Source organism: Pseudomonas azerbaijanoccidentalis (genome assembly GCF_019145495.1).
Lineage (GTDB): Bacteria > Pseudomonadota > Gammaproteobacteria > Pseudomonadales > Pseudomonadaceae > Aquipseudomonas > Aquipseudomonas azerbaijanoccidentalis.
On the sequence record NZ_JAHSTU010000001.1, the window covers coordinates 1,014,721 to 1,027,495 of the forward strand.

A 12,775-nucleotide genomic window follows, 5' to 3' on the forward strand; every position below is an offset into this window, starting at 1 on the left:
TCAGGTGAGCTTTTCGAGTACGTAATGCATGAACCATGCAGGCTGGGTATCAGACACGATAGCAATGTCTTCTCCCTCGGTTATCTCGGCAATTTGAGCGAAGCTGGAGTCGCCGTCTTGAGAGTTATCAAAGATATAAGCGCGGTTCGATACCAATATTGCATCTGACAAATTCTCCAACGATCGCTTGTAGCGCGATCGAATTTTGTCTGAAGGCACATCGTGCCCACCTATCGAGGCTCGATAGGCAACCCGCGCTACATTGATTTCGGCATCGGCAGTAGCCACGTAATACACATACACCCGATATCCTGCCATCCGTGCTTGCCGTAGTAAGTCGACTTTGCTGACATCTGACATAACGGTTTCGAACGTAAAACTGGCAAGTTCTTTGATAAGTGAGACGCGGATGAAATCTGATAGTACCGATGCTATGTACGAATCAATCTGCCGTGATGGGAATAACAGGAAGTCGCCTTCGATGCTCAGATCATCGATTTTGGCCAAGGACTCAGGGAATTTGGAAAGGAACGCACTGGCACGCAAAAATGTTATTACAAGCCCCACATGCGCCTGAAGCTTGAATAGTGAAAAATCGAAGCTCCCTGTTTCGCGAATACCTGACTCGATCAAATCAGGATTGATGTAATTGACGAGTAAATGAGCGGGAACTTTAGAGTTAAATGTGCTCTTTCCACTGCCATTTGGCCCGGCGAAAATCCTGACCCTTGGTGTACTCAAGCTTGTACCTGAGGAATGAGTTCGGCTTTCAGCGTTTTCTTGACCTTTATTCGAGTACCGGACTTGATGCTCCCGTACTCTTCTACTGAGCGCAGAACGACAGACTCGGTATTTGAGACTTTCACCAACTGGCCAGCGCGAACCACAAGCACGGACTCGCCCTTCGAAAGCGCAACGTTGTAGGCATCGCGAAAAGCCTTCGCTGCAATCGAAGGAATCATCGATTCCTGAGCGACTATTTGCGCCTCAGTCTTTGGCTGCTTCTCTCTTCTACGAGACATGTCTGGCTCCGACCTGCTGCTGTTACGTACGACCAATAATTAACATACATCCCAAAGGGCGTCGAGCGATGCCCTTACCCGGATTGTTTCTAGATCAGTAGGATAATTTGATCAGAAGTTCGCCGGCGTGTTGGCACTGATGATTTCCGCCTCATCCGCGCCGATATTGCGGAAGCGATGCGGCAGCGTCGTCGGGAAGTAGTAACCGTCCCCGGCATTCAACACGCTGATCTGCCCATCGACGGTCAATTCAACGGTGCCGCGCGTCACCAGCCCGCACTCCTCGCCTTCGGAATGCACGATCGGTTCTTCGCCGGAACTGGCGCCCGGCGCGTATTGCTCGCGCAGCAGGCGCATTTGCCGGCTTGGGACGGAAGCGCCGATCAGCAGCAAGCGCAGGCCGTGGCGGCCCAGGTCGGGTTGTTCGCTGGCGCGGAAGACGTATTGGTGTTCGCGGGGCGGCTGGTCGAAGGTGAAGAAGTCGGCCAGGGACATGGGGATGCCTTCGAGCAGCTTTTTCAGGGAGCTGACGGAAGGACTGACCCGATTCTGTTCGATCAGGGAAATGGTGGCATTGGTGACGCCGCTACGCCGGGCCAGCTCGCGCTGGGACAGTTTGTAGCTTTCGCGTACTAATTTGAGTCGTGAGCCCGTGTCCATGACAGCCTTATGTGCTTGGTACTTAAGGGTAATGGGGGTGGAGAGCAGGCGCGGATCACGCCGTTTTCCGATCCCGGAAACGTGAAAGGCGGCTATTAAATCACGTTTGTGGGTGTTGCTGTAGGAGCTGCCGAAGGCTGCGATCTTTTGATCTTGATCTAAAAAAACAAGTTCAAAAGATCGCAGCCTTCGGCAGCTCCTACAAGCGGAACGTGGTGATTCAGGTAAAAAACCGGCGGCACCTGTTGGGGGTGGCCGCCGGAGAGGTAACGCTTAGATGCCGAAACGGTCGCGCAGCGAGTAGTACACGGCGCCGAGGGCGGTCAACGGTGCCGAAAAGGTGCGCCCACCGATCATCGGCATGTGTGGCAACGAGGCGAACGCGTCGAAACGCTCGGCATCGCCGCGGATCATTTCCGAGATCAGTTTGCCGGCCAGGTGCGAGCAGGTGACGCCGTGGCCACTGTAGCCCTGCATGTAATAGGCGTTTTTCTCGATACGGCCGAATTGCGGCATGCGCGACATGGTCAGCAGGAAATTGCCGGTCCAGCGGTAGTCGATCTTCACGTCCTTGAGTTGCGGGAAGGTCTTGAGGATTTTCGGGCGGATCAGTTGCTCGATGTCGTCCGGTTCACGCGCACCGTAGACCACGCCGCCACCGTACAGCAGGCGGTTGTCGGCGGTCAGGCGGTAGTAGTCGAGCAGGTAGTTGCAGTCTTCGACGCAGTAGTTGTTTTTGATCAGGCTGCGCGCTTGCTGCTCCGACAACGGCTCGGTAACGACGATCTGTGAACCGCACGGCATGCTCTTGCTGGTCACGCGGTTGTCGAGGCCTTGCGGCAGGTAGGCGTTGCCGGCGATCAGCAGGTACTTGGCTTTCACCAGGCCTTTGGCCGTGCGCACGGTGATCGGCTCGCCGTAAGTAATTTCCACCGCCGCCGATTGCTCGTAGATCTTGCCGCCCAGGCCGATGATCGCCGAAGCCTCACCGAGGGCCAGGTTCAGCGGATGAATGTGGCCGCCTTGCATGTCCAGCAGGCCGCCGACATAGGCATCGGAACCGACTTCGCGCTTGATGTCGGCTTCGCCGAGCATTCTCAGATTCTTGTTGCCGTAGCGTTCCCAGCTCTTCTTCTGCTCGGCCAGGCCTTTGAGCTGCTTTTTGTTCATCGCGGCAAAGATGCCACCCGGGCGATAGTCGCACTGGATGTCGTAGTGCTGTATGCGCTGACGGATGATGTCGGCGCCTTCGAAAATCATGCTGCCGAGGACTTCGGCGGTCTTGTCGCCATAGCGCTCTTCGATCACGTCGACGTCGCGGCTGTAGGAGTTGACCAATTGGCCACCGTTGCGCCCGCTCGCACCGAAACCGACTTTGGCCGCTTCGAGCACGGTGACGCTGTAGCCCGCTTCGGCAAGGAACAGCGCCGACGACAGGCCGGTGTAACCGGCGCCGATCACGCAGACATCACAATCCACCGCGCCTTCCAGTACCGGGAAATCACCGGTGAAGTTGCGGGTGGCGGCGTAGTAGCTGTTTACATGCTGTTGGGTTGAAGAATTCTGTTTCATACGTTTCTCCGATGGCCGCCGCAGAGTGCAGGCGACCGTCGCTTTATTGTTGTTAGAGCTTGATCCAGGTCGCTTTGAGTTCGGTGTACTTGTCGAACGCGTGCAGCGATTTGTCCCGACCGTTACCCGACTGCTTGAACCCGCCAAACGGTGCGGTCATGTCGCCACCGTCGTACTGGTTGACCCAGATGCTGCCCGCGCGCAGGCCACGGGCGAAGGTGTGCGCCTTGCTCAAGTTGCTGGTCCACACGCCGGCGGCCAGGCCATAGATGCTGTCGTTGGCGATTTGCAGCGCTTCTTGCTCGCTGTCGAAGGTGATGACCGACAGCACCGGGCCGAAGATTTCTTCCTGGGCGATGGTCATGGCATTGGTCACGCCGTCGAAAATCGTCGGCTCCACGTACTGGCCACCGGTGTCTTCGAGGGTACGACTGCCACCGGCGATCAACTGAGCGCCCTGCTCTTTACCGATGCCGATGTAACGCAGCACGTTGTCCAGTTGCCGCTGGTCGACGACCGCACCGACCGTGGTCGCCGGATCGAGCGCATGCCCTGGCTTCCACGCTTGCAGGGCTTCTACCAACAACGGAATGAATTGCTCGCGAATCGAGCGTTCCACCAGCAAACGCGAGCCGGCAGTGCAGACTTCGCCCTGGTTGAAGGCAATGGCACCGGCCGCGGCTTGCGCGGCGGCGCGCAGGTCCGGCGCATCGGCGAACACCACGTTGGCGCTCTTGCCACCGGCTTCAGCCCAGACGCGTTTCATGTTGCTTTGCCCGGCGTAGATCATCAGTTGCTTGGCAATCGCCGTAGAACCGGTGAAGGCCAACACGTCGACGTCCATGTGCAACGCCAGCGCCTTGCCGACGGTGTGGCCGTAGCCCGGCAGCACGTTGAACACGCCTTTGGGGATGCCGGCATCCAGCGCCAGTTGCGCGATGCGGATCGCGGTCAGCGGCGATTTTTCCGACGGTTTGAGAATGAACGAATTACCCATGGCAAGGGCCGGGGCGAATTTCCAGCTGGCCATGATCAACGGAAAGTTCCACGGCACGATGGCGGCCACGACACCGGCCGCTTCGCGCGTCACCAGGCCAAGCTGATCGTCGGGCGTGGCGGCGACTTCGTCGTAGATCTTGTCGATGGCTTCGGCGGTCCAGCGGATCGCATTGGCGGTCGCCGGAATGTCGATGCCCATGGAGTCGCTGATCGGCTTGCCCATGTCGAGGGTTTCAAGCAGCGCCAGTTCTTCCTGGTTGGCCAGGATCAGGTCGGCGAAACGGATCAGGATGCGCTTGCGCTCGGCCGGGGCCTTGTTGGCCCACACGCCGGATTCGAAGGCGCGGCGCGCGACGGCGACTGCCGCGTTGGCGTCGGCTGCGTCGGTGCTGGCGACGTTCGCCAGGAAGCGACCGTCAACCGGGCTCAGGCATTCGAACGTCGCGCCATCGGCGGCGGCGCAGTATTGGCCGTCGATGAACGCGCGACCTTCGATGGTTAGGGACTGGAAGCGTTGCTCCCAATCGCTGCGAGTGTTTGTCATGGTTGTGACTCGACGCAGGGGAATAGGTGATCGTCGGGCTGAATGCCCTCAATCAAAAACTTGAAACCCGATCCCTGTAGGAGCTGCCGAAGGCTGCGATCTTTTGACTTTTGCTTTCAAGATCAAAAGATCGCAGCCTTCGGCAGCTCCTACAGGGTAGTCACCCGCCATCAAGGGTGTGGCGGGTAGCTGCCCATCAAACGGTGTGCAAGTACCAGTTGTACTCAAGGTCAGAGATGGAGTTCTCGAACTCGGCCAACTCGCTTTCCTTGCACGCCACGAACACGTCGATGTACATCGGGTCGATGTATTTGGCCATGACTTCGCTGTCGTCCAGCTCGCGCAGTGCATCGCGCAGGTTGTTCGGCAGGCTCTGCTCGTTCTGCTCGTAGCTGTTGCCTTCGACCGGAGCGCCCGGCTCGATCTTGTTGGTCAGGCCGTGGTGCACACCGGCCAGAACCGACGCCATCAACAGGTACGGGTTGGCATCGGCGCCCGCTACGCGGTGTTCGATGCGCACCGAATCTGGCGAGCCGGTGGGTACACGAACGGCCACGGTGCGGTTGTCGATGCCCCAGCTCGGCGAGTTCGGTACGTAGAACTGCGCGCCGAAACGACGGTACGAGTTGACGTTCGGGCAGAGGAAAGCCATCTGCGCCGGCAGGGTCTCGAGCACACCGCCGATCGCGTGTCGCAGCGCGGCGTTCTGCTCGGGATCCTCGCTGGCAAAGATGTTGTTGCCTTCTTTGTCGAGAATCGAAATGTGCACGTGCAGACCGTTGCCCGCCTGGCCCGGATACGGCTTGGCCATGAAGGTGGTGTCCATCTCGTGGTCGTAGGCGATGTTCTTCACCAGACGCTTGAGCAGGACGGCGTAGTCGCACGCCTTTATAGGGTCGGCCACGTGGTGCAGGTTGACTTCGAATTGCGCCGGAGCACTTTCCTTGACGATGGCGTCAGCCGGGATGCCTTGCTCTTTCGCGCCTTCAAGGATGTCTTGCAGGCAGTCGACGTATTCGTCGAGGTCGTCGATCAGGTACACCTGGGTCGACATCGGACGCTTGCCGGACACTGGCGAGCGTGGCGACTGCGGACGGCCGTTCACGTTGTCCTGATCGATCAGGTAGAACTCGAGTTCGAACGCGGCGCAGATGGTCAGGCCCAGGTCATCGAACTTGCGCACGATGTTGGCCAAAACTTCACGCGGGTCGGCGAAGAACGGCTGGCCTTCGATTTCGTGCATGGTCATCAGCAGTTGCGCGGTTGGGCGTTTCTGCCAAGGCTCGATGCTCAGGGTGCCGGGGATCGGGTAGCAGATCCGGTCGGCATCGCCGATGTCCAGACCCAGGCCGGTGCTTTCCACCGTGGAACCATTGATGTCCAGAGCAAACAGGGACGCCGGCAGGTTGATGCCTTTCTCGTAAACCTTATGAAGACTGGTGCGTTCGATGCGCTTACCGCGCACCACACCGTTCATATCCGCAATCAGAAGGTCGACGTACAAAACCTCAGGATATTTCTTAAGGAATGCGTTTGCTTCGTTGAGTTGAACGGTACGCAGAGGGACCGACATGATGCACCTATTTTTTACTGTTAATTATTATGTTCACCGCCCTTTCACGAGCTCAGTCAATCCGAAAGGCAAAGTGAAGTCAATAGCGAACACTCAGCCTTTCAACGTTTATTTTCGGGCCTCTCAGCGGCACGAGTGTGCCAAACCAACCCCGAAACACCGGTAAATCCTGAAGATCGGACATACGGCGTTTAGAATTTTTTACATGGGAGTTGTTAATTAAAATCAACAAGGCTAAGCTCCGGAAAAGCTCGTTCAAGTGTCAAACTTCGAGGTGATAAAAATGGCATTCAAGCCATTGATCGGCGTTACTGCGTGCGTCAAACAGATTGGCCTGCACCCCTACCATGTCAGCGGCGACAAGTATTTGCGCGCTGTCAGCGTTGCGGCGCTGGGGCTGCCCGTCGTTATTCCTTCTTTAGCCGAACTGACCGAAATCGAGGACCTGCTGCCGCAGCTCGACGGTCTGTTGCTGACCGGCTCGCCATCGAATGTGGAACCCTTCCACTATCAGGGCCCGGCCAGCGCCCCCGGCACGGATCACGATCCGGCGCGGGACGCCACCACCCTTCCCCTGATTCGTGCTGCTATTGCAGCGGGCGTTCCAGTGCTCGGTATCTGCCGCGGCTTTCAAGAGATGAACGTGGCGTTCGGTGGCAGCCTGCATCAAAAGGTGCATGAGCTTCCTGGCATGCTCGATCATCGCGAAGCCAACCATCCGGACCTGGCCGTGCAATACGCACCGGCCCATGCGGTGAACGTGCAGCCCGGTGGCGTGTTCGAAGCGCTGGATCTGCCTGCGGTGTTCCAGGTCAACTCGATTCACAGCCAAGGCATCGACCGACTGGCTCCCGGCCTGCGCGCCGAGGCCCTCGCGCCCGATGGCTTGATCGAAGCAGTCTCGGTCGAACACAGCCAGGCGTTCGCCCTCGGTGTGCAATGGCACCCGGAATGGCAGGTATTGGATAACCCTCCTTACTTGAGAATTTTCCAGGCGTTTGGCGAGGCGTGCCGGCAACGGGCGGCGCTGCGTAATTTGCGCTGACCCAAACCACAAACACCCGATTTACTGCCCCCGTGAGCCAGACGGGTGTGCTTTTGCGCGCCCGTCTTTCACGACAACAACACACTGCGATAACAACAAGTACGACCAGGCAGCCAGGATGGCGGCGCCGAATAAACCCGATCGGTATGGGGTATTCCCTGTAGGAGCTGCCGAAGGCTGCGATCTCTTGATTTTGCTCTTCAACATCAAGATCAAAAGATCGCAGCCTTCGGCAGCTCCTACAAGGGACCGCAACCGACAGGGTTTGCAATCAACTATTAAGTCAGGCCGCGTTGGCCCGACGACTGAAACCTGTTGGGAGTTTCACATGGCAAACGCCTCCAGCATCTACAGGAAGGCTCTTGAAGGTCACCAGGCACCGAAAAAGGTGTTGGTGAAAGTCGACCGCGTCACCAAGAAGTTCGACGAAACCACCGCTGTGGACGATGTGTCCCTGGAAATCCATCAGGGCGAGATCTTTGCCCTGCTCGGTGGTTCCGGTTCCGGTAAATCGACGCTGCTGCGCATGCTCGCCGGCTTCGAACGCCCGACTGAAGGCCGGATCCTGCTCGACGGTGTCGACATCACCGACATGCCGCCCTACGAGCGGCCCATCAACATGATGTTCCAGTCGTACGCCCTGTTCCCGCACATGACCGTGGCACAGAACATCGCCTTCGGCCTCAAGCAGGACCGTTTGCCTGCCGCTGAAATCGACGCCCGCGTGGAAGAAATGCTACGACTGGTGCACATGACCCAGTACGCCAAGCGCAAGCCGCACCAGTTGTCCGGCGGTCAGCGTCAGCGCGTCGCTTTGGCCCGCTCCCTGGCCAAGCGTCCGAAGCTATTGTTACTCGACGAACCGATGGGCGCACTGGACAAGAAACTGCGCTCGCAGATGCAACTGGAGCTGGTGGAAATCATCGAGCGCGTGGGTGTGACCTGCGTGATGGTGACCCACGACCAGGAAGAGGCCATGACCATGGCCCAGCGCATCGCGATCATGCACCTGGGCTGGATCGCCCAGATCGGCAGCCCGGTCGACATTTATGAAGCACCGGTCAGCCGCATGGTCTGCGAATTCATTGGCAACGTGAACGCCTTCGACGGCACCGTGGTAGAAGACCTGGAAGGCCACGCAATCATTCACAGCCCGGATCTGGAGCAGAAAATCTACGTCGGTCATGGCGTCAGCACGTCGGTGCAGGACAAGTCGATCACCTACGCCATCCGCCCGGAAAAACTGCTGGTCAGCACCACCAAGCCCGACGCCCGCTACAACTGGTCCAGCGGCAAGGTGCATGACATCGCTTACCTCGGCGGCCATTCGGTGTTCTACGTCGAGTTGCCTGGCGGCAAAGTCGTGCAGTCGTTCATGGCCAACGCCGAACGCCGTGGCGCGCGTCCGACCTGGGACGATCAGGTCTACGTGTGGTGGGAAGACGACAGCGGCGTGGTACTGCGCGCATGAGAACCTTCAATCAGCAATTCCTGCGCCTGGTGCCCAGTGGGCGAAAACTGGTCATCGGCATTCCGTTCGTGTGGCTGTGCCTGTTCTTCATGTTGCCGTTTTTCCTGGTGATGAAGATCAGCTTCTCGGAAGCCGCGCTGGCCATTCCGCCCTACTCGGAGATCTACACCTACGCCGAGCAGAAGTTCGAACTGATGCTCAACATCGGCAACTACACCTTGCTGGGTGAAGACGAGTTGTACCTCTCGGCTTACCTCGGTTCGTTGAAGGTTGCGCTGTTCAGCACGCTGGCCTGCCTGGTGATCGGCTTCCCGATGGCCTACGCCATTACCAAGGCGAGCAAGGAAGCGCAAAACGTCCTGATGCTGTTGATCATGATGCCGACCTGGACCGCGATCCTGATCCGCGTCTACGCGTGGATGGGCATCCTCAGCAACAACGGTTTGCTCAACGGTTTCCTGATGTGGACCGGCCTGACCTCGCACCCGATCGAAATCCTCAATACCAATACCGCCGTGTATATCGGGGTGGTGTATGCGTATCTGCCGTTCATGATTCTGCCGCTGTACGCCAACCTGGTGAAGCACGATCAGAGCCTGCTGGAAGCCGCATCGGACCTGGGTTCGAGCACCTTCAACAGCTTCTGGAAAATCACCGTGCCACTGGCCAAGAACGGCATCATCGCCGGTTGCATGCTGGTGTTCATTCCGGTGGTCGGCGAGTTCGTGATTCCGGAGCTGCTGGGCGGCCCGGAGACCCTGATGATCGGTCGCGTGCTGTGGCAAGAATTTTTCAATAACCGTGACTGGCCGGTGGCATCTGCTCTGGCGGTGGTCATGCTGTTGATCCTGATTGTGCCGATTCTGCTGTTCAACCGCAGTCAGGCCAAAGAGATGGAGGCACGGGGATGAAGCGTTTCGGGTTCTCAAAATTGATGCTGGTGCTCGGCCTGTCGTTTATCTACCTGCCGATGCTGATTCTGGTGATCTACTCGTTCAACGCCTCCAAACTGGTGACGGTGTGGGGTGGCTGGTCGTTCAAGTGGTACGCCGGCCTGCTCGACAACTCGCAACTGATGGGCTCGGTGGTGCGCTCGCTGGAAATCGCCTGCTACACCGCGATTGCCGCCGTGGCACTGGGTACGTTGGCCGCATTCGTGCTGACCCGCGTGACCCGCTTCAAGGGGCGCACGCTGTTCGGCGGCCTGGTGACCGCGCCGCTGGTGATGCCTGAAGTGATCACCGGTCTGTCGTTGTTGCTGCTGTTCGTCGCCATGGCGCAGATGATCGGTTGGCCGATGGAGCGTGGCATCGTCACGATCTGGATCGCCCACACCACGTTTTGTGCCGCGTATGTAGCGGTGGTAGTCTCCGCCCGCCTTCGCGAGCTGGACCTGTCCATCGAAGAAGCGGCCATGGACCTCGGTGCCAAACCGTTCAAGGTGTTTTTCCTGATCACCATTCCGATGATCGCGCCGTCACTGGCAGCGGGCGGCATGATGTCGTTCGCCCTGTCGCTGGATGACCTGGTGTTGGCGAGCTTCGTGTCCGGCCCGGGCTCCACGACCCTGCCGATGGAAGTGTTCTCGGCGGTACGTCTGGGCGTGAAACCCGAGATCAACGCCGTGGCCAGCCTGATCCTGTTGGCCGTGTCGATCGTGACCTTCATGGTTTGGTACTTCAGCCGCCGCGCCGAAGCCAGCCGTAAACGCGCGATCCAGGAGGCGATGGACCAGACCGCCAGCGAATCGTGGCAACAACCTAAAAAGCAAATGCTGGAAGCCACCGCTTAAATGCAGGAGCTGCCGCAGGCTGCGATCTTTTGATCTTGCTTCCAAAAATCAAAAGATCGCAGCCTCGTTTCACTCGACAGCTCCTACAGGTTGATTGAAATTTTTTTTTGCGTATTTGAATAAAAAAGAATGGAGTTGTACCGATGAAAATGTTTGGCAGGACTCTGCTGACACTGTCCTTATTGGGCGCGATCGCCTCGGGCGCCCAGGCCAATGACAAGGTTCTGCGCGTCTACAACTGGTCGGATTACATTGCCCCGGACACCGTCAAGAAGTTCGAAGACGAGACCGGCATCCGCGTGACCTACGATGTCTTTGACAGCAACGAAACCCTTGAAGCACGCCTGCTGGCGGGCAAGTCCGGCTACGACATCGTCGTGCCGTCCAACAGTTTCCTGGCCAAGCAAGTCAAGGCCGGCGTCTATCAGGAGCTGGACAAGTCGAAGCTGCCGAACTGGAAGAATCTCAATCCGGTGCTGCTGAAAAACGCCTCTGCCAGTGACCCGGATAACGCCCACGCTTTCCCGTACATGTGGGGCTCGATCGGCATCGGTTTCAACCCGGCCAAGGTCAGGGAAGTGCTCGGCGCCAATGCACCGACCAATTCCTGGGACTTGCTGTTCAAACCGGAAAACGCGGAAAAACTCAAAGCCTGCGGTATCAGTTTCCTCGATTCGCCGACCGAAATGATCCCGGCCGCCCTGCACTACCTGGGCTACCCGGTGAACGATCAGGACAAGGCGCATATCGCCGAGGCCGAAGCGCTGTTCATGAAGATTCGCCCGTCGGTGTCGTACTTCCATTCGTCGAAGTACATCTCCGACCTGGCCAACGGCAACATCTGCGTGGCCGTCGGTTACTCCGGCGACGTACTGCAAGCCAAGGCCCGCGCCGAGGAAGCCGGCGACACGGTGAAGATCGACTACAGCATCCCGAAAGAAGGCGCCGGCAGCTTCTACGACATGGTCGCCATCCCGCGTGATGCGGCGAACGTCGAGGAGGCCTATCTGTTCATGAACTTCCTGATGCGCCCTGACATCATCGCCGAGATCACCAACAGCATCGGCTACAGCAACGCCAACGCCGCAGCGACGCCGCTGGTGGACGAAGCGATCCGCAACGACCCGGGTTCGTACCCGCCAGCAGCGGTGATGGCCACGCTGTATGCGATTCCTGACCAGCCGATTGCCGTGCAACGGATCATGACCCGGGGCTGGACCAAGGTGAAGCTCGGTAAGTAACTGATTACACACAACGCCGCATTTGTAGGAGCTGCCGCAGGCTGCGATCTTTTGACTTTATTCTTCAAAATCAAGATCAAAGATCGCAGCCTTCGGCAGCTCCTACAGGAGAACTTAAAAATTTTTCATTCATGCAGCGCCTTACCACCGCTGCATCACTCACCTGGCTCCTCGGTTAAGGTGAAGTTTGGCGCCCTCGGGCGCCTTTTTTGTTGGTGCTTACTCACCGCCCAGCGGCCAATCGGCCAGCGCCCGATAGCGGCCCTTGTGCGATTCGAACAGGATGAAACGATCGGCGCGCAGGAAGAATTCCGGCGGCGTGGCGGATTCCGGGACCGGCGCGTGATAGTCCCGGGCCAGGGTCAGGTGTGGGCGAAATTCCCGCGGTGCATCCTCCAGCGCAAACGGCAGCACGGCCTGTTCCAGGTCATACACCAACCGCAACAACGCCGGCGGTGCCTGTTCCGGCGCCAACACCAAGGCCCCTGCCCTGCGCCACACATCCAGCCGATCCAGCACCACGGTCAACCGCTCGCCCGACGTGCGCACAGACCCAGCCGCATCACAGATATCAGCAATCTGCGCTATGGCGACCGAGCCCAGGAACTTCAGGGTCAGATGAAAATTCTCCGCCGGCACCGGGCGTCCGCTCCTCAGCTGCAAAGCGCTGCGCCATTGGGCAATGGCCTTGCGTTGCGCCGGTGCGCAGTCCAGGGCAAAGAACAGCCGTTTGAACGGTTCACGGGATTCGTCAGTCATGCCGTCGCTCTCTTACGGGAATCGTTTGAGTGTACAACCGGCACGCCCGTTTCTGGCGCCTGGCGACAGGCACGTTATAGTTCAAGCAAGCGAATCA

The 12,775-nt window shown here is 58.5% G+C and carries 12 protein-coding genes; 5 read left to right on the forward strand and 7 right to left on the reverse strand.

Going from position 1 to position 12,775, the window contains the following annotated elements:
- From KVG88_RS04235 to KVG88_RS04260, 6 genes are all read right to left on the reverse strand, one after another.
- On the reverse strand, positions 1-741 hold the full coding sequence (locus KVG88_RS04235) for an ATPase (RefSeq protein ID WP_217870425.1): 741 nt from the start codon (positions 739-741) through the stop codon (positions 1-3).
- On the reverse strand, positions 738-1,022 hold the full coding sequence (locus KVG88_RS04240; protein ID WP_217870426.1) for a hypothetical protein: 285 nt from the start codon (positions 1,020-1,022) through the stop codon (positions 738-740). The genes KVG88_RS04235 and KVG88_RS04240 overlap by 4 nt, the downstream gene beginning before the upstream one ends.
- Positions 1,023-1,133: 111 nt before the next feature.
- A complete protein-coding gene (locus KVG88_RS04245) occupies positions 1,134-1,682 on the reverse strand; it encodes a cupin domain-containing protein (RefSeq protein ID WP_150702563.1) in 549 nt (182 codons plus the stop codon).
- A 273-nt stretch (positions 1,683-1,955) separates the two neighbouring features.
- Positions 1,956-3,254 carry an NAD(P)/FAD-dependent oxidoreductase gene (locus KVG88_RS04250; protein ID WP_150702562.1) on the reverse strand — a complete coding sequence of 433 codons (1,299 nt, stop codon included), beginning with the start codon at positions 3,252-3,254 and terminating at the stop codon, positions 1,956-1,958.
- 52 nt (positions 3,255-3,306) lie between these two features.
- Positions 3,307-4,797: an aldehyde dehydrogenase gene (locus tag KVG88_RS04255; RefSeq protein WP_217870427.1), complete on the reverse strand. Its 1,491-nt coding sequence runs from the start codon at positions 4,795-4,797 to the stop codon at positions 3,307-3,309.
- A gap of 196 nt (positions 4,798-4,993) precedes the next feature.
- Positions 4,994-6,370: a glutamine synthetase family protein gene (locus tag KVG88_RS04260; RefSeq protein ID WP_095058501.1), complete on the reverse strand. Its 1,377-nt coding sequence runs from the start codon at positions 6,368-6,370 to the stop codon at positions 4,994-4,996.
- Between the two features lie 283 nt (positions 6,371-6,653).
- On the opposite strand from KVG88_RS04260, the gene KVG88_RS04265 reads away from it, so the two are divergent.
- The 5 genes from KVG88_RS04265 (at position 6,654) to KVG88_RS04285 (ending at position 11,919) form a co-directional block, all read left to right on the forward strand.
- The gene (locus tag KVG88_RS04265; protein WP_217870428.1) at positions 6,654-7,415 is read left to right on the forward strand and encodes a gamma-glutamyl-gamma-aminobutyrate hydrolase family protein; all 762 of its coding nucleotides are present in this window, start codon (positions 6,654-6,656) and stop codon (positions 7,413-7,415) included.
- A 328-nt stretch (positions 7,416-7,743) separates the two neighbouring features.
- Positions 7,744-8,886 carry a polyamine ABC transporter ATP-binding protein gene (gene potA, locus KVG88_RS04270; protein WP_034148930.1) on the forward strand — a complete coding sequence of 381 codons (1,143 nt, stop codon included), beginning with the start codon at positions 7,744-7,746 and terminating at the stop codon, positions 8,884-8,886.
- Between the two features lie 29 nt (positions 8,887-8,915).
- Positions 8,916-9,797: an ABC transporter permease subunit gene (locus KVG88_RS04275; RefSeq protein ID WP_437176921.1), complete on the forward strand. Its 882-nt coding sequence runs from the start codon at positions 8,916-8,918 to the stop codon at positions 9,795-9,797.
- Positions 9,794-10,678 carry an ABC transporter permease subunit gene (locus KVG88_RS04280; RefSeq protein WP_150702558.1) on the forward strand — a complete coding sequence of 295 codons (885 nt, stop codon included), beginning with the start codon at positions 9,794-9,796 and terminating at the stop codon, positions 10,676-10,678. Before KVG88_RS04275 ends, KVG88_RS04280 begins: the two co-directional genes overlap by 4 nt.
- Positions 10,679-10,821: 143 nt before the next feature.
- Positions 10,822-11,919 (forward strand): polyamine ABC transporter substrate-binding protein, encoded by a 1,098-nt coding sequence (locus tag KVG88_RS04285; protein WP_217870429.1) that lies wholly within the window; start codon positions 10,822-10,824, stop codon positions 11,917-11,919.
- A 219-nt stretch (positions 11,920-12,138) separates the two neighbouring features.
- Here KVG88_RS04285 and thpR read toward each other — a convergent pair whose 3' ends face one another.
- Positions 12,139-12,678, reverse strand: a complete 540-nt coding sequence (gene thpR, locus KVG88_RS04290; RefSeq protein WP_217870430.1) for an RNA 2',3'-cyclic phosphodiesterase — start codon at positions 12,676-12,678, stop codon at positions 12,139-12,141.
- Between the last annotated feature and the right edge of the window lie 97 nt (positions 12,679-12,775).